Origin of the sequence: Allobosea sp. OK403, from assembly GCF_900113835.1 — a bacterium.
GTDB lineage: Bacteria > Pseudomonadota > Alphaproteobacteria > Rhizobiales > Beijerinckiaceae > Allobosea.
Window position 1 is genome coordinate 135017 of sequence record NZ_FOQV01000004.1, and the last position, 20663, is coordinate 155679.

The window sequence follows — 20663 nt, forward strand, 5'->3', positions numbered from 1 at the left end:
ATACCATGGCAGGACGTTTGAAGGGCAAGGTCGCGGTCGTCACCGCGGCGGGACAGGGCATCGGCCGCGCGATCGCCGAAGCCTTCGTCGCCGAGGGCGCTACGGTTTATGCGACCGACAAGGATGTCGCCTTGCTGGAGGGCATTCCGAAGGCGAAGAAGCGCAAGCTCGACGTGCTCTCGACCAAGGCGGTCGAGGCCTTCGCCGAGAAGATCGGCACCATCGACATCCTCGTCAACGCGGCCGGCTTCGTGCATCACGGCACGATCCTGGAATGCGACGACAAGGCCTGGGAGTTCTCCTTCGACCTCAACGTCAAGTCGATGCACCGCACGATCAAGGCCTTCGTTCCCGGCATGCTCGCCGCCGGCAAGGGCTCGATCGTCAACATCGCCTCGGGCGCCGGCTCAGTGCGCGGCATCCCGAACCGCTATGTCTATGGTGCGACCAAGGCAGCCGTGATCGGCCTGACCAAGGCGGTGGCGGCCGACTATATCAAGAAGGGCATTCGCTCGAACGCGATCTGCCCGGGCACCATCCAGTCGCCCTCGCTCGATCACCGCATCAAGGATCTGGCTGCGCTGACCAAGACCAGCGAGGCCGCAGCCCGCCAGGCCTTCATCGATCGCCAGCCTATGGGCCGGCTCGGCACGGCCGAGGAGATCGCCTGGCTTGCGGTCTATCTCGCTTCCGACGAGGCGAGCTACACCACGGGTCAGATCCATCTCGCCGATGGCGGCTTCGCGCTCTGAGGCACAGAATGCGGGCGCAGGCTGTCAGGCCTGCGCCCCCAAAATCGGGCAACTGCGATCAACGCAGGCCATCCGCAGAGGAAGTCTCGAGGGGAAGCCATGCATGTCCTCGTTACCGGTGCGGCCGGCATGGTCGGCCGCAAGCTCACCGAACGCCTCGCGCGCGAGGGGCAGGTCGCCGGGCGCAGCATCAGTCGGCTGACGCTGACCGATGTCGTCCCGCCTTCTCTGTCTCCCGCCCTGCCTCCCGAACTCGCTGGCCGCGTCGAGGCGCGCACTGAAGATTTCGCCGATCCCGCCACCGCCGCGGCATTGATCGCGCCGCGACCGGATCTGATCTTCCATCTCGCGGCGATCATCTCGGGCGAAGCGGAGCGCGATTTCGACAAGGGCTACCGCGTCAATCTCGACGGCACCCGCGCACTCCTCGAAGCCATTCGCCATGAAGGCGGCAGGGCCTATGTGCCGAAACTCGTCTTCACCACGTCGAGCGGCGTCTTCGGCGCGCCCTATCCAACTGCGATTCCTGACGAATTCCACGTCACGCCGCTGACGAGCTACGGTACGCAGAAGGCGATCGGCGAATTGCTGCTGGCCGATTACGCGCGTCGAGGCTTCCTCGACGGCGTCGGTATCCGCTTCCCCTCCATCGTCGTGCGACCAGGCAAGCCCAATGCTTCGGCGGGCGGCTTCTTCTCCGGCATCATTCGCGAGCCATTGCAGGGCGTGGAGGCCCTGCTTCCGGTCGCCGACGACACCCTCTTCACCCATGCCAGCCCGCGCTCGGCGGTCGGCTTCCTCATCCATGCAGCCGGGCTCACACGCGAGGCACTGGGACCGCGGATCAACCTGTCGATGCCCGGCGTCTGCGTCACCGTTGGAGAGCAGATCGAAGCACTGCGCCGCGTCGCGGGCGACAAGGCGGTAAAGCTGATCCGCCGCGCGCCCGACAAGACAGTGACCGATATCGTCGCCGGCTGGCCGGCCCGTTTCGATACGGCCCGTGCGACGGCGCTAGGTTTCCGGGCCGAACGCGATTTTGACGAGATCATCCGCGTTCATATCGAGGATGACCTCGGCGGCCGCCTGCCCAACTGAATCCATTCACCACCAGAGGAACCCCAATGCATATTCTCGTTCTCGGCGGCGCCGGCATGGTCGGCCGCAAATTCATCGAACGCCTGGCCCATAGCGGTGAGCTCGGCGGCAAGCCGATCGACAAGGTCACGGCGCAGGACGTCGTCGCCGCGACTGCGCCTGCGGCCTGCCCCTTCATCTTCGACGCTGTGGTCTCCGACCTCGCCAATGAGGGCGAGGCCGAAGGGTTGATCGCCTCGCGCCCGGAGCTGATCGTGCATCTCGCCGCCGTCGTCTCCGGCGAGGCCGAGGCCGATTTCGACAAGGGTTACCGCATCAATCTCGACGGCACGCGCCATCTCTTCGAGGCGATCCGCAAGGCCGGCGACGGCTACAAGCCGCGCCTGGTCTTCACCTCCTCGGTCGCCGTGTTCGGCGCGCCCTTCCACGACAAGATCGAAGACGAGTTCTTCACCACGCCCCTGACGAGCTACGGTACGCAGAAGGCGATCTGCGAATTGCTGCTTTCCGACTATAGCCGCCGCGGCTTCTTCGACGGTGTCGGCATCCGCTTCCCGACGATCTGCGTCAGGCCGGGCTCGCCCAATAAGGCGGCTTCGGGCTTCTTCTCCAACATCCTCCGCGAACCGCTCAACGGCATCGACGCCGTGCTGCCGGTCTCCGACCAGGTGCGCCATTGGCACGCCTCGCCGCGCTCGGCTGTCGGCTTCCTGGTTCACGCCGCGACGATGGATACAAGCGCGATCGGCCCGCGCCGCAACCTGACCATGCCCGGTTATTCCTGCACCGTCGCCGAACAGATCGAGGCACTGCGCAAGGTCGCGGGTGACAATGTCGTGGCACGCATCAGGCGCGTGCCCGATCCGGTGATCGACGGCATCGTCGCCGGCTGGCCGCGCAATTTCGATCCGCAGCGTGCGACCGCGCTCGGCTTCACCGCCGAATCGAGCTTCGAGGAGATCATCCGCATCCATATCGAGGACGAACTGGGCGGAAACTTCGTGAGATAGCACCTCTGCGTCATTGCGAGCGTAGCGAAGCAATCCAGTGGCGTAGAGCGCTGCATTTCCCTGGATTGCTTCGTCGCTATGCTCCTCGCAATGACGATGTGGCGGTGCCATGCGTCTTCCTTCGTTGAGGCTTGGAGGCAATGCGCGAGCCGAGCGTCTACATCATGGCGAGCCGGCGCAATGGCACGCTCTATGTCGGCGTCACGAGCCAGCTCGGCGAACGCGCCTGGCAGCATCGGACCGGAGTCGTGCCGGGCTTCACCAGGCGCTACGGCTGCAAATTGCTCGTCTGGTATGAACGCTACGAGCGGATGGATGAAGCAATCGCTCGGGAAAAGCAGATCAAGGCCGGTTCCCGTGCAAGGAAACTGGCCTTGATAGAGGCAATAAATCCCACTTGGCGAGATTTGTACGACGAGCTTGCCTAAGCCTTCCCGTCATTGCGAGGAGCATAGCGACGAAGCAATCCAGGGGGTAGCGCTCTACGATACTGGATTGCTTCGCTTCGCTCGCAATGACGGTAGCCCGCCATAGACGCGGGGCCGCAAGGCCCTGCCCGAGAATGGCAGATCATGCCGGGCAGGGCTCGCCGGATGCCGCCTCGACCTCGGGCAAGAGGTCGGGCGCATGCGCCCAGCCGCTCGAACCCCAGCTCTTCAGCGCCGACCAGGTCGAACGGTCGAGCCGGAACTGCTCGCAGGGGAAGAGCCCGCCGCGCGCCGGCAGCGACTTGAGGAAAGAGCCCTCCTGCCGGAAGCCAGACTTCTCCAGCACGCGGCGCGACGCCGGGTTGATGACGCGCGTGTCGGCATCGATCGCCGGCACGTCGACAAGCGTGAACAGCGTGTCGATCAGCGCCTGCACAGCCTCCGTCGCAAAGCCCTTGCCCCAATGCGGGGTGCCGAGCCAGTAGCCGATGAAGGGGATGCCCGTCGCCTGCTTATGCGCGCCGATCATGCCGATCAGCTCGTTGGGCTTGGCGCGCGGTGTGATCGCCAGCACGAGATGCTCACCCAGCGCATTGCCCTTGCGCATCGCGAAAATGAAAGGCTCGACCGCATCGACCGGGTAGGGATGCGGAATCGCGGCCGTCATCTCGGCCACGGCTTTCTCCCCCGCGAGACGCAGGATGGCGGACGCATCGGCCATGCGGGTCCAGCGCAGCCAGAGACGGCGGGTCTCGAGCCGGAAGACATCGTCGCGGGTCAATTCGGGGAACATCGGTCTCTCCGTCGGCGCAAACGAAAAAAGGAGCTGGGATTTTGTCCCACCTCCCCTTTTCCTTGACCTTCGGGAAACCCGCTTAGGGTTTAGACCCTTGATCCGATCCGGTTCGGTGGAACCGGCGGATCGAGGAAATTCCCTATCCGCCGTTTATTCTGCGGCCTGTTGGGCCGGGACTACGTTCACGAAAGCTCGGCCGAGCTTCGTAATGAATCGGACGCGGCCGGACGTGAGCGCGAACAAGGTATGATCCTTGCCCATGCCGACATTCACGCCCGCGTGCCATTTGGTTCCGCGCTGGCGGATGATGATGTTGCCGGGAACGACCGCCTGGTCGCCGAAGCGCTTCACGCCGAGGCGTTTGCTTTCGGAGTCGCGACCGTTGCGGGACGAACCGCCTGCCTTTTTGTGAGCCATAACGCCCTACCTCAAAAACTCTGTAGCCTGCTTAACCCGAATCGGCGGCAAAAGCCACCGGGTTCGGAGATGAAACTGCGGGGATGCCTGACAGGAGCTGTCAGTAATCCTCGCCGGACGCCAGTTCGGCCTGATCCGCCTTGGCCCGCGGGGGCTTGCCGGCCAGGAGTTCCTTGGCCTGCTCGACCCATTCTTCGCGGGTGGCGCGGCCGCGGAGCTTCAGCTCCTCGTCCCACTTGGCGACATCGGCCTCGCTCCAGGCGGCGATGTCGTTCCAGGAGGTGATGCCGGCAGCGCGCAGCTTCTTCTCGATGGTCGGGCCGACGCCCGAGATCAGCGAGAGGTTCGAAGCGTCGAGGCCCTCGGCCTTGGCAGCGCTCTTGGCGGCCTTCGGCTCGGCCTTGCCCTTGGTCGCGGGCGAAGCAGCCTTCAAAGCCACGGCGGAAGCATCGCCCTTCTTCATCTCCGGCTTCTTGCCGCCGGTGAGAATGTCGGTGATGCGCACGATCGTCAGCTCGGCACGGAAGCCGCGCTTGCGCTTCGAGTTCTGGCGGCGGCGCTTCTTGAAGGCGATGACCTTCTCGCCGCGCGCCTGCTTGACGATCTCGCCGGCGACGGTGATGTCGCCGAGGAAGGGCGCGCCGACGGTCGACTTCTCGCCATCGGTCAGCATCAACACCTCGCCGAAGGCGACGGTGTCGCCAGGCTCTCCAACGAGCTTGGCGATGGTGATTTCATCGTTCGCGGCGACGCGGAACTGCTTGCCGCCGGTTTTGATGACTGCGAACATCATTGTTCTCCATGTTCAGCCCTGCCCTGTCATGGCCCCCGGAGGAGGCGCACGCGGGACAGCTTTTTGGCAGTCGGTTGCGTGGTTTGGTTTGCTCTGTCGGGTGCGGCACGCGAAACGCGAAACCAGAACGCCAAAAGAGATCGGGCGCGGGTTTCCCCACGCCGGACGAGGCTCGATAGTCCTTGGACTAGGCGAGGTCAAGCAAAAGCATGCCGAGCTTGCCGATTTATGACGTTGCCAAGGCTTGTCTCCGCCCGATGTGGCGTGTAGTAACCAGCCCGCTTCGACGAAGTGCGACCGCGGACAGGTGGCAGAGTGGTCGAATGCACCGCACTCGAAATGCGGCATACCCGCAAGGGTATCGGGGGTTCAAATCCCTCCCTGTCCGCCACTTATTTGATCTCACACCAGTTCGCTTCGCTCACGGCCCCGATGGGGCGGCCTCTCTCGGTCAGTGAAGCTGCACCGCCGCGGGAGACCCGCGACGGCGCCTGATGCAATCGTGCACGGAACGCTGCTATCGGCCCAAGACCATCAGCTTAGAAGACCCTCAGCTTGGGTTGACCTGCCGAAATTGTATCTTGCCTACCGGTAGAACGACCGGCAGCCCTTCGCTGACCAGAATGCGCTCTTTCCTGCCGTCCGGCAGGACACGCAAAACGCCGTCGGACTCATCGAGGAAATAGGCCGGAATGCCCGCTTCGCGCGCTTTCTCGACCGATTTGCACCGGAACTCCCTCAGTCTCTCGTGGAGCATCATATCCCTCCGCCAAGTGACCCCTTTGGATGAGAGATAGTCCGCTGCTCGGCTTCTGCAAGCGGCGCGCTCGGTCTTATCGAACAACCTGGCCCCGCGCCCGCCCGCCAGTCGGCATACGACATGAGCATCCGGTTCCGACAGGCGCTGGGCTCGCCAGAACGCAAACCCTTCGCTCGCTCTGGCAGCGACGACCGAGCCGCGGAGCTTGGTTTGTCTCGGCGCCGAAATACCCCAGCGATTGCGGGCGCCCATAGGGGCCGATGTCGCGGCGGCCGTAATCGATCGGCGGCCCCGCACCGGGAATGCCGCCTCCATCCGAGTGCAATCGGAGATCGGGCACATTATCGGTGATCGAGGGCGGACCGAGACCGCGCCGAGGACCATCGGGCGTGAGCGGGCCATTGCCTGGCGTCCCGACAAGCTGCGCAGTCGCTGGAAGCGCGGCGAGCAGCGCCATCGTCAGCGACAGCACCAGTGCAGGCCTCAGCCTCATTGTGCCTCGCTCCGCCCAGCTATTGTTGTCCTCATGCCGCGCCTCCCGTTTTTCATCCGTCGCCAGAGCCTTCAGCGGTTCCGCCGCCCGGCCTTGCGCTTCCGTTTCGATGGTCATCGCACCGCGCTTCAGGTGGCCGAAGGCGCAACGCATCAGCAAGGTGCTTGATCCGGCGCTCACGCGCTTTTCATCGCAGCGCCGCCTTTCAGCCACCGGCCGGGGCTCGGCGAGGTTGACCCGGCGGCGATTTCCGCGAGCAATGGGCGCCTTGCCCGAATCTGAGCCGGACCATCTCCCATGACCTTGCACCAGCCCGCCACCTCTCCCGCGATCGACCCCGTGAAGCTCGACAAGCTCGCCGAAGTCGCCATCCGGGTCGGGCTCAATCTGCAGCCTGGCCAGGATCTGTTCCTGACGGCGCCGATCGCCGCGCTGCCGCTGGTGCGCCGCATCGCCGAGCATGCCTACAAGGCCGGCGCCGGCCTCGTGACGCCGATCTTCTCGGATGAGGAGATCACGCTGGCGCGCTACCGCTTCGCGCCCGATGAGAGCTTCGACCGTGCCGCCGGCTGGCTCCATGAGGGCGTGGCAAAAGCCTTCGCCAACAATACGGCGCGGCTCGCCGTCGTCGGCGACAATCCGATGCTGCTCTCGGGCGAGGACGCAGCCAAGGTCTCGCGCGCCAGCAAGGCCAACTCCATCGCCTATCGCCCGGCCCTGGAGAAGATCACCGGCTTCGACATCAACTGGAACATCCTCGCCTATCCCAGCGCCTCCTGGGCCAGGCAGGTCTTTCCCGATGATGCTGAGGAGATCGCTGTCGCCAAGCTCGCCGACGCCATCTTCGCGGCCTCGCGGGTCGATCTCGACGATCCGATCGCGGCATGGACTGCCCATAACGCCGCGCTGCGCAGCCGCAGGGAATGGCTCAACGGGCAGCGCTTCCAGGCGCTTCGCTTCCGCGGGCCCGGCACGGATCTGACGGTTGGGCTGGCCGACGGCCATGAATGGCAGGGCGGCTCCTCCACCGCCAAGAACGGCGTCACCTGCAACGCCAATATCCCCACCGAAGAGGTCTTCACCACGCCTCATGCCCGGCGCGTCCAGGGTCATGTCTCCAGCACCAAGCCGCTCTCCTATCAGGGCACGCTGATCGACAATATCGCGGTGCGCTTCGAGGAAGGCCGCATCGTCGAGGCCAAGGCCACGCGCGGCGAGGAGGTCCTGAACAAGGTGCTCGATACCGATGACGGCTCGCGCCGCCTCGGCGAGGTCGCCCTGGTGCCGCATTCCTCGCCGATCTCGAAAAGCGGGCTGCTGTTCTTCAACACGCTCTTCGACGAGAACGCCGCCTGCCATATCGCGCTCGGCCAGTGCTATTCGAAATGCTTCATCGACGGCGCGAAGCTGACACCGGAGCAGATCGCCGAGCAGGGCGGCAATAAGAGCTTCATTCATATCGACTGGATGATTGGCTCGGACCAGATCGACATCGACGGCCTCAGCGCCGACGGCAGCGCGGTGCCGGTCTTCAGACGAGGCGAATGGGCGTAAGCCGCCCCGACCTGTTCGGAGACTGTTTGGACACGTCCTGAGCCCTCATCTTGAGGGCTTCCGATCGCTTGAATCCCCCGCGCCGTCATTCCGGACAAGCCGCGTTAGCGGCGCAGATCCGGAATCCATCGTAGGGCGTCATTCTCGGGCTTGCCCCGAGAATCTCACGACCAGCTGGCTGAAATCAGAGATGGTCGGGTCAAGCCCGACCATGACGCGCGCCGTCATCCCGGATCGAAGCGGAGTTTCCAAACAGCGCTCAGCGCATCTGCAGCGGGTCGACCGAGATGGCGCGCTTCAGCGCCCTCAATCCGAAGGTCGTCCGCGTCTGCCTAATGCCGGGCAGGCGATAAAGCGTTTCGCGCAGGAAGCGCTCGTAATGGTCGGTGCCGCTGACCACGACCTTGACCAGAAAATCATAGTCGCCGGTGACGAGATAGGCCTCGATGACCTCGGGCGTCCGCGCCAGCGCCTCGCCGAACAGGTCGAGCACCTTGTCGTCATGCTTGTCGAGCGTCACCTCGACGAAGACGGTGTTGCTGAGCCCGAGCGCGCCGTGGTTGAGCACCGCGACATAGTTCTCGATGACGCCGCTCTCCTCGAGCCGCTTGACCCGCGTCCAGCAGGGCGAGGGCGAAAGCCCGACCTTCTCGGCCAGCGCCTGCGTGGTCAGGCGCCCATCGGCCCGCAGCGCCGACAGGATCCGCCTGTCGATGGCGTCGAGATCGTCAGGACGTTTGGGTTTCGCAGCCATCGGGAATCCATTCTGTCAGAATCGCAATTTACAGAAGATCATTCCGCTAGAATGCCATAACACAGGTATTTACGGGAGGTTTCTTTTCCTGGGACGGGCTAGCCTTTTGTCCAAGGGAGAGAGCGGTGACGAAGCGCACGCAGAGGCGGATCGTGATCAAGGAACCGGCCGGCAGCGCTGCCGAAGCCGCGTTTTGCGCTGTCGTCTCATCCGTTCAGCCCATCCCGCTCGCCATGCCCGCGCCACGCCGCCGCGTCGCGCCGGTCGCCGTGGACATCGGCCGTGAGCGGGCGTTTGATCTGACCCGAGACCGGCGGCGAGGCTTGGTGCCCGCCCCTGCAGGAGTGCGACCATGAGTTCGCAAACGCCCAGTTCGCAGGCACCCTTGCATTTCCATGTGCCCGAGCCGGCGAGCCGACCCGGCGGCAAGCCCGATTTCTCCAATGTCGTGATTCCGGAGGCAGGTTCGGTGCGCCGCCCGCCGGTCGATGTCGACCCCAAGGAGATCCGCGACCTCGCCTATTCGATCATCCGCGTGCTCGATCGCGAGGGCCAGGCTGTCGGTCCCTGGGTTCCGGAGCTCGGCCATGACGAGTTGATCCGCGGCCTGCGCCATATGATGACGCTGCGCAGCTTCGACGCCCGCATGCAGATGGCCCAGCGCCAGGGCAAGACCTCCTTCTACATGCAGCACACCGGCGAGGAGGCCGTGAGCTGCGCCTTCCGCATCGCGCTCTCGCCCGGCGACATGAACTTCCCGACCTATCGCCAGGCTGGGCTGCTGATCGCCCACGACTACCCGCTCGTCGACATGATGTGCCAGATCTACTCGAATGAGCGCGACCCGCTGAAGGGCCGGCAATTGCCGGTGATGTATTCATCAAAAGAGCACGGCTTCTTCTCGATCTCGGGCAACCTCACCACCCAGTTCGTCCAGGCCGTCGGCTGGGCCATGGCCTCGGCCATCAAGGGCGACACCAGGATCGCGGCCGCCTGGGTCGGAGACGGTTCGACGGCGGAATCCGACTTCCACGCCGCGCTCGTCTTCGCCTCGACCTACAAGGCGCCCATCGTCCTCAACGTCGTCAACAACCAGTGGGCGATCTCGACCTTCCAGGGCATCGCGCGCGGTGGCTCCGGCACCTTCGCGGCGCGCGGCCTCGGCTTCGGCATCCCGGCGCTGCGGGTCGACGGCAATGACTACCTCGCGGTCTACGCCGTCGCGCAATGGGCGATCGAACGGGCGCGGCGCAATCTCGGACCGACGCTGATCGAATACGTGACCTATCGCGCCGGCGCGCATTCAACCTCTGACGACCCGTCCGCTTACAGGCCGAAGCATGAATCGGATGGCTGGCCGCTGGGCGATCCGCTGATCCGCTTGAAGAACCACCTCATCGCAGCGGGGGCCTGGTCGGAGGAGCGCCACAAGCAGACCGAGGCCGAGATCCTGGAAACCGTCATCGCCGCGCAGAAGGAGGCCGAGAGCTTCGGCACCTTGCATTCCGGCTCGAAACCCTCGGCCCGCGACATGTTCGAGGATGTCTACGCCGAATTGCCGCCGCATCTGCGCCGGCAGCGCCAGCAGATCGGGGTGTGAGATGGTTGCTTCGCGTCGTCTCCCTCGCCGTCATGCTCGCCCTTGTGGCGAGCATCCACGTCTTGAACGCCACATTCGCCTAGGGAAGACGTGGATGGTCGGCACAAGGCCGACCATGACGAAATGCTCCCGCCGCCTCACCGACGGAGGTCTCGTCTAATGGCCCGGATGACGATGATCGAGGCGATCCGCTCAGGCCTGGATGTTTCGATGGGGCGCGACGAGAATGTCGTGGTCTATGGCGAGGATGTCGGCTTCTTCGGCGGCGTCTTCCGCTGCACCCATGGGCTACAGCAGAAATACGGCGTCAATCGCTGTTTTGACGCGCCGATCAGCGAGGCCGGCATCGTCGGCACCGCCATCGGCATGGCGGCCTATGGGCTGCGCCCCTGCGTCGAGATCCAGTTCGCCGACTACATGTATCCGGCCTATGACCAGATCGTCTCGGAAGCGGCGCGGCTGCGCTACCGCTCGGCCGGCGATTTTACCTGCCCGTTGGTCATCCGCATGCCGACCGGCGGCGGCATCTTCGGCGGGCAGACCCACAGCCAGAGCCCCGAAGCGCTCTTCACCCATGTCTCGGGCCTGAAGACCGTGGTGCCGTCCAACCCCTATGACGCCAAGGGCCTGCTGATCGCGGCGATCGAGGATCCGGATCCCGTGATCTTCCTCGAGCCGAAGCGGCTCTATAACGGCCCCTTCGACGGCCATCACGACCGGCCGGTAACGCCCTGGTCGAAGCATGATCTGGGCGAGGTGCCCGACGGGCATTTCGCCCTGCCGCTCGGCAAGGCCGCGATCCGCCGCGAGGGCGCAGCCGTCACCATCGTGACCTATGGCACCATGGTCCATGTCGCGCTCGCCGCCGTCGAGGAGAGCGGCATCGATGCAGAGGTGATCGACCTGCGCACGCTGCTGCCGCTCGACCTCGACGCGATCCTGGCCTCGGTCCAGAAGACCGGCCGCTGCATCGTGCTGCATGAGGCGACGCTGACATCGGGATTTGGCGCGGAGCTGACCGCGCTGGTTCAGGAGCACTGCTTCTACCATCTCGAAGCGCCGATCATGCGCGTCACCGGCTGGGATACGCCCTATCCGCACGCCCAGGAATGGGACTACTTCCCCGGCCCGGCCCGCGTCGGGGCGGCCCTTCGCCAGATCATGGAGAGCCGCTGATGGCCGAGCGCATCATCAAGCTGCCCGATGTCGGCGAGGGCATCGCCGAAGCGGAACTGGTCGAATGGCACGTCAAAATCGGCGACATCATCCGCGAGGACGACCTGCTCGCCGCCGTGATGACCGACAAGGCAACGGTGGAGATCCCCTCCCCCGTCGACGGGGAGGTCACCTGGATCGGCGCCGAAATCGGCGACACCGTCGCAATCGGCTCGGCCCTGGTGAAGCTCAAGGTCGCGGGCGCAGCCGGGGCGGAGGAGCCAGCGGCCGAGCCCGAAGCGCCCAAGGAAGCACCCAAGCCCGCCTCAAAGCCAGTCGCAGCGGCCGAAGCCCCGGCTGCGAAAGCCGAAGCGCCTAAAACCGAAGCACAAAAACCCGCACCAACCGTCGAGCCGCCCAAGGCGATGACGGTGCCAAAGCCGACGCGCGGCGTGGTCCAGGCGACCGCTCAAGACCCCGCGCCGCGTCGCGCGCCCGGCGAAAAGCCGCTCGCTTCGCCGGCCGTACGCCTGAAAGCGCGCGAGGCCGGCATCGATCTGCGCCAGCTCTCCGGCACAGGCCCCGCCGGGCGCATCCTGCATGAGGATCTCGACGCGTTCCTGCTGCGCGGCCCCGAGGCCGAGCGCGCGCCTGGCCTGTCCCAGAAGAGTGCCGTCACCGACATCAAGGTCGTCGGCCTCAGGCGCAAGATCGCCGAGAAGATGGCGCTGTCGAAATCGCGCATCCCGCACATCACCATCGTCGAGGAGATCAACGTCACCCCGCTCGAGGATTTGCGCGCGACGTTGAACAAAAAGCCTGCGCCCGAACGCCCGAAGCTGACCTTGCTGCCTTTCCTGATGCGAGCGATGGTGAAGGCGATCTCGGAGCAGCCGAACCTCAACGCGCTCTATGACGACGATGCCGGCGTCATCCACCAGCATGCCGGCATCCATATCGGCATCGCGACGCAGACGCCGACGGGGCTGATGGTGCCGGTGGTCAAGCATGCCGAGGCGCGCGACATCTGGGGCTGCGGCATCGAACTCAACCGCATCACTGAGCGGGCGCGGGACGGCACCGCGACGCGTGACGAGCTCACCGGCTCGACCATCACCATCACCTCGCTCGGCGCGCTCGGCGGCATCGCGACGACACCGGTGATCAACCATCCGGAAGTCGCGATCGTCGGCGTCAACAAGATGATGATCCGACCGGTCTGGGACGGCACCACCTTCGTGCCGCGCAAGATGATGAACCTGTCGTCGAGCTTCGACCACCGCGTCGTCGATGGCTGGGACGCCGCCGTCTTCGTGCAGCGCCTCAAGGAGCTGCTGGAGAATCCGGCCACGCTGTTCATCGATGTCTGAAGTGTCCGGACGACGCGCAAGAACCTCCGCGTCGTCCCGGGCGGGCGCAGCTCGACCCGGGACCCATGCCGGAGCATTGCCGAACTATGCTCAGGCATGGGTCCCGGATCTCCGCTTCGCTGCGTCCGGGACGACCCTGTGGTTCAGGTGCAAAACAGTTCGAGTGCAGGTGGAGAACAGGCCATGACAGAAATCACCTGCAAGCTGCTCGTCATCGGCGCCGGTCCCGGCGGCTATGTCTGCGCCATCCGCGCCGGCCAGCTCGGCCTCGACACCGTCATCGTCGAGAGCACCAAGCTCGGCGGCAGCTGCCTGAATGTCGGCTGCATTCCGTCCAAGGCGATGATCCATGTCGCCGAGGAATTCGAGAAGGCAGCCCATGCCGCCGCCGGCAAGACCCCCTTCGGCCTCACGGCCTCGGCTCCCAAGCTCGACCTGAAGCAGGCCGTGGCTTGGAAGGACGGTATCGTCCAGCGCCTCAACAACGGCGTCGCCGCGCTTCTGCGCAAGTCCAAGGTCAAGATCGTCCATGGCCGCGCCCGCTTCCGCGACGGCAAGACCGTCATCGTCGAGACCGAGACCGGGCCGCGAACGATCAAGGCCGAGACGATCGTGATCGCGACGGGGTCGGCTCCGGTCGAACTGCCCTTCCTGCCCTTCGGCGGCAATGTCATCTCCTCGACCGGCGCGCTGGCGCTGACCGAGGTTCCCAAGCGGCTCGCCGTGGTCGGCGGCGGCTATATCGGGCTGGAACTCGGCACCGCCTTCGCCAAGCTCGGCACGAAAGTCACGGTCGTCGAGGCTCAGGCAAGCATCCTGCCGCTCTATGACGCCGAACTGACTACGCCCGTCGCCAAGCACCTCGCCAGCCTCGGCGTCGAGGTCCTGCTCGGCGCGAAAGCCCGCGGCATGACGCCAAAGGGCGACGCGGTGCTCATCGAAACCGCTGCGGGTGAAGAAAAGCGCATCGAAGCCGACCAGGTCCTCGTCACGGTCGGCCGGGCGCCGGTCACCAACGGGCTCGGCCTCGAGGAACTCGTGCTCGACATGGATGGCCGCTTCATCCGCATCGGCGAGCGCTGCGAGACCTCGATGCGCGGCATCCATGCCATCGGCGACGTCACCGGCGAGCCGATGCTTGCGCATCGCGCCATGGCCCAGGGCGAGATGGTGGCCGAGATCGCCGCCGGGCTGCCGCGCGCCTGGGACAAGCGCTGCATTCCGGCGGTCTGCTTCACCGACCCCGAGATCGTCTCGGTCGGGCCCTCGCCGGAGGAGGCCAGCAAGGCCGGGCTCGAGATCAAGACCGGGAAATTCCCGTTCGCAGCCAATGGGCGAGCCATGACTCGCCATGGAGAGCAGGGTTTTGTCCGCATCGTCGCGCAGGCGCAGACGCAGCTGGTGCTCGGCATCCAGGCGGTCGGCCAGGGCGTCTCGGAGCTGTCCTCGACCTTCGGCCTCGCCATCGAGATGGGCGCGACGCTGGAGGACATCGCCGGCACGATCCACGCCCATCCGACGCTTGGCGAAGCCGTGCAGGAAGCGGCCTTGATGGCGCTGGGTCACGCCATCCACATCTGAAAGGCTGTTTGAAACGCCGCGAGCCCTCATCCTTCGAGACTTACGCCTGCGGCGTTCCTCAGGACGGGGGCCGGTGTCTCCAAATGGCTCTGAGAGCCGGTTTGCGGTCTAAAACCGCGCCATGCGCCGGTCGATCGCGTCCTGCAGATGATACCAGCCGCTGACGATCGGCAGGAACCAGGGCGTGCCGTTATAGAGCGGCACCTGCGGGAAGGCCGGATCATCGAAGGCACAGGCCCGGTTCTGCCGGCCCAGCAGCTTCAGCGCCGATTGATGGCCGAGATAGCTCATCAGTGCGACGCCGTTGCCGTTGCAGCCAATGGCGAAATCGACGCCGTCGCGGCGGCCCATATGGGCGATCTTGTCGGCGGTCATGCCGACCTTGCCGCTCCAGCAATGCGTGACCTTGTAGCCCGCGAGTTGCGGCCAGACCTTCAGCATCATCGCATGGAGGCTCAGTGCCGCCTCGCGCTCCGCCATGCTGAACATGCCCGGCCGGCTGCCGAAGAGGATGCGCGTGCCGTCCGGCGAGGGGCGGCTATAGATCAACTCGCGCTTGCTGTCGGTGATCATGCGCCGGCCGGGATTGATCTCGGCCATGAGCTCGGGCGGCAGCGGCTCGGTCGCGATCTGATAGCTGCGCACCGGCACGATGCGCTTCTGCAGATAAGGCTGCGCCTTGTCGGTGTAGCCATTCGTGCCGAAGAAGACGTTGCGGGCGCGGATCATGCCGCGACCGGTCTCGACCATGTGGAAACCGCCCTCGGCCGGGCCGACCTTCAGGACTGGAGCATGCGAACGCAGGGTCGCGCCATTGGCGGCGGCGAGGTGGCGCAGCGCGCGGTGGTATTTCGCCGGATGAAGCCCGCCATAATCGTCGATGACGATGCCGCCATGATAGAAATCCGTCGCGGTGATCTCGTGCTGGCGGGCCTTGGGGATGTCGTGGACGGTGACGCCGGTATGCTTCGCCAGGAGTTCGCCCTGACGGCGCAAGCGGTCGTAATGGCTGGGCACATGCGCACCGAAATAGCGCCCGAGCACGGCGAGATCGGCATCGAGCCCCTGCTCGCGGATCAATGTCTTGAGATGATCGTAGGAGGCGAGCGAATCCTCCAGCAGCCGCTCCATCCGCGCTGCATCGACGCCCTTGATCGCGCCGCCGATGACGAGCTTCTGGCCGCTGGAGACCATGCCGCCGGAGCGCGTCGAGGCGCCCGCCCCCAATTCCTCGGCATCGACCACGGTCACGTCGACGCCGTTGCGCGCAAGCTCGGCTGCAGCCGAAAGCCCGCAATAGCCGGAGCCGACGACGAGCACGTCGGTCTGCGTCGGCAAGGGATCGCGCGCTGACTCGGGCGGAGCCGCATCCCACCAATAGGGATCGGTGGTGAAGTTCGGCGCCAGCACGCCGGTCTGGTCAGGCATGGTAGTCTGGTCAGGCATGGTTCGCCTCCCCAAAAGATCTGATGTTGGACAGGAAGGCGCGGCTGCGCTCGTGTCGTGGATTGGCGAAGAATTCGGCGGGCGGCCCCTGCTCGACGATGCGGCCATCGGCCATGAAGACGACACGGTCGGCGACCTCGCGGGCAAAGCCCATCTCATGGGTGACGACGACCATGGTGGTGCCGTCGCGGGCGAGATCGCGCATCACGTCGAGCACGCCGCTGATGGTCTCTGGGTCGAGCGCCGAGGTCGGCTCGTCGAACAGGATCGCCATGGGCTGCATGGCGAGCGCCCTGACGATGGCGATGCGCTGCTGCTGCCCGCCCGACAGCGCCGAGGGATAGTCATCGGCCTTATGGGCGAGGCCGATGCGCGCGAGCAGCTTGCGCGCCTCATCCTCCGCGACCGCGCGCGGCAGCTTGCGGCGACGCTGCGGCGTCAGCGTCATGTTGCGCAGAATGGTGAGATGCGGAAACAGCGCATAGTCCTGGAAGACCATGCCGATTTGCGTCCGCAGCCCCTGCCAGGCGCCCTCGTCATGGATGTCGACAGCCCGGCCGGCGACCGTCAGCGAGCCCTCATCGGGACGCACCAGCCCGTTGATGCAGCGGATCAGCGTGCTCTTGCCCGAGCCGCTCGGACCGATCAGCACGACGACGCTGCCGGCCGCGACATCGAGATCGATGCCCTGCAGCGCAGCATGTGAACCGAAGCGCTTGCCGATGCCTTTCAGCGAGATCAGCGGGCTGGCTTGGCTCATGAGGCAAGCTGGCGCATATCGCGCTTCAGGGCTTCGCGCGCCTGCTGCAAGCGGCTGCGCTTGCCGGCGAGGTCGGCGCGGCGCGTCTCCAGCCGCACTTGGGCCGCCTCGACCGAGCGCGCAACGGCCTCAGGCGCCGGGCCGCCCGGCAGGATGCGGGCCGCGACGCTTGCGGTCGGGTCCAGGCTGACGCGCACGAGCTCCGGCGACAGGCCGAGCGGCCGGCCGATCTGGTCGCGAGCCGCGTCATCGACCATTTCGGTCGTGATGCCATCAGCCGCGAGCCCGCGATCCATCGCCGCGCGCACGACGGCGCCGACGATGTGATGCGCCTCGCGGAAGGAGAGGTCGGCGTCGCGCACCAGCACATCGGCAAGGTCCGTCGCCGAAGCGAAATCCTCAGTGACGCGGCGCTTCATCAGGGCGGCGTTGGGTCGGCCGGTGGCGATGATCAGGTCGAACAGGGCAAGGCAGCGCAGCGCTTCCTCGCCCGCTTCCCAGACGCCGCGCATGCCCTCGCGGTTGCCGTCGATCGTGTTGGTGAAATGTGTGCCTTTCACCGCAGTGGCAGAGGCGACATAAAGCCCGAGCAGATGGCCAGCCTTGCCCTTGAGGTGCTCCAGCACGACCGGGTTCTTCTTCTGCGGCATGATGCTGGAGGTGCCGGTGACGCGATCGGGGAATTCGATCGTCTGGAACTCATGCGAGACCAGCACGTGATAATCCTGCGCGACGCGGCTCCAGCCGATCGCGATCTGCGAGAGATCGGCCAGGATCTCGAGGCCGAAATCGCGGGTCGCCACCGCATCGAGCGTGTTCTCGATCAGTCCCTCGAAGCCGAGCGTGGCTGCGACCGCATGCCGGTCGATGGCGAAGGTCGTGCCGGCAAGCGCACCTGCACCGAGCGGGCTGATATTGGTGCGCGCCCAGGCATCGGCGAGCCGGCCGAAATCGCGCTCGAAGGATTGCGCCACGCCGGCGAGGTAGAAGCCATAGGTCACGGGCTGGGCCGGCTGCAGATGGGTGTAGCCCGGCATCACGGCGTCGCGGAAGCGAAAGGCGCCGTCGAGCGCGTGCTCCTCGACCTGGAGCAAAGCCTGTCCGGCGTCGAGCAGGAGATCGCGGGCGCGTAAGCGATCGAGCCCGGCGGTAAGATCGTTGCGGCTGCGGGCGATATGCATGCGACCGCCCGCATCCGTGCCGATCAGCTTGATCAGATGGGCCTCGTAATTGAAGTAGGAATCCTCGCGCTGCGGATCGAGCTCGACGACCTCGGGCCCCTCCTCCTCCATGCGCAGCAGGCCGGCCGCGAGCGTCCTGGCGGCATCAGGCGAGATCAGCCCGCAGCGCGCCAGCATCAGCACATGGGCCTGATTGAGATCGGTCATGTAGCCGAAGACGGCGCGGAAATCGCGGGCGAGGCGCGGCCCGTAGATATGGTCGCAGACTTCCTGCGCGACCGTCTCGGTCAAGCGGCGGCTGACTTTCGATTCCATGGCGATATCCTCAGGCGTTGTCTTGTTGTGCGGCAGGTATTGTCTTGTGTGGAAAGAGTCAGGGCAGCTGCGTCAGCGGCTTCACGAGCAGCGGGCCCGCCGAGGCAGGCCTGCGCTGGTCGTTCTTCAGGCGGCGTTCGAGCCAGCGGCCAAACCAGGTCAGCGCCGAGCAGATCACGAAATAGATCAGCAGCACCGCGCCATAGACGGTGAAGGCCGGGTTCCAGCCCTCCATCATCGTGGTGCGCTCGACGATGATCTGCCCGACCTTGAAGAACTCGCTGACGCCGACGAGGGCGCCGAGCGAGGTCGCCTGCACGAGCAATGTCAGCAAGCCGACGAAGGGCGGCAGGATCGAGCGCAACGCCTGCGGGCCGGTGATGAAGAGATAGACCTCCCAGGGCTTGAGCCCGAGCGCGGCTGCGCTTTGCCACTGATGCCTGGACACCGAGGCGAAGCCGGCGCGCACGATCTCGGTGCCGTTGGCACTGCCCCAGAGCGAGAGGCCGACCGTGACGGCCGCGAAAGGCGACAGCTCCATGCCAAACAGCGGCGCGACGAAGAAGACGAAGAAGATGTTCACGATCAGCGGGATGTCGCGGAACAGTTCGACATAGGCCTTGACCAGCCAGCGCAGCCAGCGGAAGCGCAGGGTCGCCAGGATGCCCAGGATGAAGGCGATCACGGTCGAGATCAGCAGCGTCGCCAGCGCCAGCGCCAGGGTCATGCCGATGCCCTGGAGGATGAAGGGCAGGTTCTTGACGAGGAGTGTCATGCCCGCCTCCTCAAACCCGGAACGGCTTGTTCAGCCGGTTCTCGAGACGGTTGGCGAAGACGGAAAGCACCAGGACGAGCGCGAGATAGATCACGCAGATCGCGACGAACATCTCGATCGTGCGGAAATCCATCGAGATGCGGTCGATCGCGACATAGGTGAGCTCGGCCAGCCCGATCGCCTGGAGATAGGAGGAGTTCTTCAACAGCGAGATCGAGGTGTTGAGCATCGAGGGCAGGCCGACTCGGATCGCCATCGGCGCCGCGATCAGGCGGAAGAAGCGCCAGGGTGTCAGGCCCAGCGAAAAGGCTGCCTCGCGCAGGCCTTTCGCGACCGTCTCCAGCCCGCCGCGGATGTTCTCGACCTGATAAGCGCCGGCCCAAAGCGTCAGGCTCAGCACGCCCGACCAGAACAGCGAGAGCTTGAGACCGATCGACGGCAGCCCGTAGAAGATGAAGAAGAGCTGGGCGAGCAGCGGCGTGTTGCGGATGAACTCGACGTAACCGATGACGAGCTTGTCCAGCACTGGCAGCTTCAGCACCCTGACTGCTGCGCCCATCAACCCGATGACGATCGACAGCACGATGGAGATCGCGCTGACCTGCACGGTCAGCCACAGGCCGCGCATCAGCGCCGGCCCTTGCGCCATCAGATAGGCGAGGTCGAATTCCATCCTGCGGATATCCCCTGCGCGACGAAGACATGGCCGGAGCGGCGACGCCGCCCCGGCAATCGCGGCTCAGCGTGCCGTCGGCTTCGGCTTCTCGAAGGCCTCGGTGTAGAAGGGCCGGATATCGGCCGGGATCCACTTCTCGACCCATTTCGCGTAGAGGCCCTCGGCCTTCATCCGGTCGAGCGCGGCATCGACATAGGCGAGCCATTCCGCCTCGTTCTTGCGCACGCCGATGGCGGCATCGGAAATCGCGAAGGGCTCCCCGACGAGGCGCAGGGTCGGGTCCTTGGCCGCGATCACGATCAGCGTCGCCGCATCATGGGTATAGGCATCGCCGCGCCCCTGCTTCAGCGACTGCAAGGCGTCGGAAGCCGTATTCAGCCTGAGGTTGTCGACCTTCGGCATATTGTCCTCGAACCATTTCGCCTGGGTCGAGCCCTTCAGCATGATCACGATCTTGCCGGCGACATCGTCGAGCTTCTTGATCGGGCTGTCCTTGGCGACGAGGATGTCGCTGCCGCCCCAGCGATAGGGCTTCGAGAAGTCGATGACACGGGCGCGCTCGGGCGTGACGCCAAGCGTCGCGATCAGCAGATCGACCTTCTTGCCGGAGAGCTGCGGAATGCGGTTCTCCGCGGTCACACAGGTCAGTTCGATCTTGTCGGGCGAGCCGAAGGCCCAGGCGGCGATCTGGATCGCCATCTCGGTCTCGACGCCGGCGAACTTGCCGGTCTCGTCCTTGTAGCCATAAGGCGGCTGGTCGCAGCGCACGCCGGCCTTGAGCACGCCTGCGGCCTTGATCGCCGCGGGCAGCGGCGGCAGGGTCTGCGCACTCGCGAGCCCCGAGGACAAAACAGTTGCGGCAAGGGCCGCAAGCGTCGAAAGCACCGGCAGGCGCCGGCTGCGAGACTGCAAAGTCTGAAACTGCATCCAGCTCTGAAACTGCGTCATG

At 65.5% G+C, this 20663-nt stretch carries 20 protein-coding genes and 1 tRNA gene; 10 read left to right on the forward strand and 11 right to left on the reverse strand.

Features of this window, described 5'->3' with window-relative positions:
* Positions 1-5 precede the first annotated feature (5 nt).
* From BMZ97_RS16725 to BMZ97_RS16740, 4 genes are all read left to right on the forward strand, one after another.
* Positions 6-752, forward strand: coding sequence for an SDR family oxidoreductase (locus BMZ97_RS16725; RefSeq protein ID WP_092171812.1), 747 nt, complete (start codon positions 6-8; stop codon positions 750-752).
* A gap of 99 nt (positions 753-851) precedes the next feature.
* Positions 852-1850, forward strand: coding sequence for a D-erythronate dehydrogenase (gene denD / locus BMZ97_RS16730; RefSeq protein WP_092171814.1), 999 nt, complete (start codon positions 852-854; stop codon positions 1848-1850).
* A 26-nt stretch (positions 1851-1876) separates the two neighbouring features.
* Entirely contained in the window at positions 1877-2860 is a 984-nt protein-coding gene (gene denD / locus BMZ97_RS16735; protein ID WP_092171817.1) for a D-erythronate dehydrogenase, read from the forward strand.
* A gap of 140 nt (positions 2861-3000) precedes the next feature.
* Positions 3001-3288: a GIY-YIG nuclease family protein gene (locus BMZ97_RS16740; protein WP_092171820.1), complete on the forward strand. Its 288-nt coding sequence runs from the start codon at positions 3001-3003 to the stop codon at positions 3286-3288.
* 142 nt (positions 3289-3430) lie between these two features.
* Here BMZ97_RS16740 and BMZ97_RS16745 read toward each other — a convergent pair whose 3' ends face one another.
* From BMZ97_RS16745 to BMZ97_RS16755, 3 genes are all read right to left on the reverse strand, one after another.
* Complete coding sequence (locus BMZ97_RS16745; protein WP_092171822.1) at positions 3431-4081, reverse strand: GNAT family N-acetyltransferase; 651 nt, start codon at positions 4079-4081, stop codon at positions 3431-3433.
* A 153-nt stretch (positions 4082-4234) separates the two neighbouring features.
* Positions 4235-4501, reverse strand: coding sequence for a 50S ribosomal protein L27 (rpmA, locus tag BMZ97_RS16750; protein ID WP_092171825.1), 267 nt, complete (start codon positions 4499-4501; stop codon positions 4235-4237).
* 100 nt (positions 4502-4601) lie between these two features.
* Entirely contained in the window at positions 4602-5291 is a 690-nt protein-coding gene (locus BMZ97_RS16755) for a 50S ribosomal protein L21 (protein WP_092171827.1), read from the reverse strand.
* A 304-nt stretch (positions 5292-5595) separates the two neighbouring features.
* Here BMZ97_RS16755 and BMZ97_RS16760 point away from each other — a divergent pair.
* A tRNA-Ser gene (locus BMZ97_RS16760) sits at positions 5596-5685 on the forward strand.
* Positions 5686-5844: 159 nt separating this feature from the next.
* Here the strand turns inward: BMZ97_RS16760 and BMZ97_RS16765 are convergent.
* Entirely contained in the window at positions 5845-6051 is a 207-nt protein-coding gene (locus tag BMZ97_RS16765; RefSeq protein WP_139221241.1) for a hypothetical protein, read from the reverse strand.
* Between the two features lie 793 nt (positions 6052-6844).
* On the opposite strand from BMZ97_RS16765, the gene BMZ97_RS16775 reads away from it, so the two are divergent.
* Entirely contained in the window at positions 6845-8101 is a 1257-nt protein-coding gene (locus tag BMZ97_RS16775; protein WP_092171835.1) for an aminopeptidase, read from the forward strand.
* 259 nt (positions 8102-8360) lie between these two features.
* Here BMZ97_RS16775 and BMZ97_RS16780 read toward each other — a convergent pair whose 3' ends face one another.
* Positions 8361-8855: an Lrp/AsnC family transcriptional regulator gene (locus BMZ97_RS16780; protein ID WP_092171838.1), complete on the reverse strand. Its 495-nt coding sequence runs from the start codon at positions 8853-8855 to the stop codon at positions 8361-8363.
* 352 nt (positions 8856-9207) lie between these two features.
* Between BMZ97_RS16780 and BMZ97_RS16785 the strand changes: the two genes are divergently transcribed.
* From BMZ97_RS16785 to lpdA, 4 genes are all read left to right on the forward strand, one after another.
* A complete protein-coding gene (locus tag BMZ97_RS16785; RefSeq protein ID WP_092171842.1) occupies positions 9208-10455 on the forward strand; it encodes a 3-methyl-2-oxobutanoate dehydrogenase (2-methylpropanoyl-transferring) subunit alpha in 1248 nt (415 codons plus the stop codon).
* A gap of 159 nt (positions 10456-10614) precedes the next feature.
* Positions 10615-11631, forward strand: a complete 1017-nt coding sequence (locus BMZ97_RS16790) for an alpha-ketoacid dehydrogenase subunit beta (RefSeq protein ID WP_092171845.1) — start codon at positions 10615-10617, stop codon at positions 11629-11631.
* Positions 11631-12980, forward strand: coding sequence for a dihydrolipoamide acetyltransferase family protein (locus BMZ97_RS16795; protein ID WP_092171847.1), 1350 nt, complete (start codon positions 11631-11633; stop codon positions 12978-12980). The genes BMZ97_RS16790 and BMZ97_RS16795 overlap by 1 nt, the downstream gene beginning before the upstream one ends.
* 183 nt (positions 12981-13163) lie before the next feature.
* The gene (gene lpdA / locus BMZ97_RS16800; RefSeq protein WP_092171850.1) at positions 13164-14561 is read left to right on the forward strand and encodes a dihydrolipoyl dehydrogenase; all 1398 of its coding nucleotides are present in this window, start codon (positions 13164-13166) and stop codon (positions 14559-14561) included.
* 108 nt (positions 14562-14669) lie between these two features.
* Here lpdA and BMZ97_RS16805 read toward each other — a convergent pair whose 3' ends face one another.
* From BMZ97_RS16805 to BMZ97_RS16830, 6 genes are all read right to left on the reverse strand, one after another.
* On the reverse strand, positions 14670-16007 hold the full coding sequence (locus BMZ97_RS16805) for an NAD(P)/FAD-dependent oxidoreductase (RefSeq protein WP_244546456.1): 1338 nt from the start codon (positions 16005-16007) through the stop codon (positions 14670-14672).
* Entirely contained in the window at positions 16000-16767 is a 768-nt protein-coding gene (locus tag BMZ97_RS16810; RefSeq protein ID WP_092171855.1) for an amino acid ABC transporter ATP-binding protein, read from the reverse strand. The genes BMZ97_RS16805 and BMZ97_RS16810 overlap by 8 nt, the downstream gene beginning before the upstream one ends.
* Complete coding sequence (gene argH, locus BMZ97_RS16815) at positions 16764-18263, reverse strand: argininosuccinate lyase (RefSeq protein WP_092171858.1); 1500 nt, start codon at positions 18261-18263, stop codon at positions 16764-16766. Before argH ends, BMZ97_RS16810 begins: the two co-directional genes overlap by 4 nt.
* A 58-nt stretch (positions 18264-18321) precedes the next feature.
* Positions 18322-19038, reverse strand: coding sequence for an amino acid ABC transporter permease (locus tag BMZ97_RS16820; RefSeq protein ID WP_092171860.1), 717 nt, complete (start codon positions 19036-19038; stop codon positions 18322-18324).
* Between the two features lie 10 nt (positions 19039-19048).
* A complete protein-coding gene (locus tag BMZ97_RS16825) occupies positions 19049-19711 on the reverse strand; it encodes an amino acid ABC transporter permease (RefSeq protein WP_092171863.1) in 663 nt (220 codons plus the stop codon).
* 66 nt (positions 19712-19777) lie between these two features.
* Entirely contained in the window at positions 19778-20662 is an 885-nt protein-coding gene (locus BMZ97_RS16830; protein WP_210188271.1) for a transporter substrate-binding domain-containing protein, read from the reverse strand.
* Position 20663 lies beyond the last annotated feature (1 nt).